The 355-nt window shown below is 63.9% G+C and carries 1 protein-coding gene and 1 pseudogene; both read left to right on the forward strand.

All coding sequences use genetic code 11. The annotated features are described in order from the left end of the window. Window positions 1-184 (forward strand): phosphoribosyl-ATP diphosphatase (hisE, locus tag EN857_RS33655; protein WP_135897703.1); only part of this gene is annotated, 184 nt, incomplete at its 5' end. 24 nt (window positions 185-208) lie between these two features. Further along, window positions 209-355: pseudogene (locus tag EN857_RS36025) on the forward strand (type I pantothenate kinase); the annotation flags it as partial.

A 355-nucleotide genomic window follows, 5' to 3' on the forward strand; every position in this document is an offset into this window, starting at 1 on the left:
GACCGTGATTGCCGCCGTCAAGGGCGACAAACAGGGCCTCGTTTCGGAAAGCGCCGATCTCATATATCATTGGCTCGTCGTTCTCGGCATAGCGGGCGTTCCGCTGAACGACGTGCTCAGGGAGCTCGAAGGCCGCACCGGGCGTTCGGGCATCGCCGAGAAAGCGTCACGGCCCAAGGGCTGACCGCGAGGGAGGGCAGGTATCTCGATGGATCAGCTCGCGCCAACCGAGAAATATTCCCCGTTTCGCTTCTTCTCGGCCGAGCAATGGTCGCAATTCCGCGCCGACACCCCGCTGACGCTGAGCGAGGACGAGTTCCGCCGCCTGCGGTCGCTCAACGACCCGGTCGACCTC

Source organism: Mesorhizobium sp. M4B.F.Ca.ET.214.01.1.1 (genome assembly GCF_004791545.1).
Lineage (GTDB): Bacteria > Pseudomonadota > Alphaproteobacteria > Rhizobiales > Rhizobiaceae > Mesorhizobium > Mesorhizobium abyssinicae.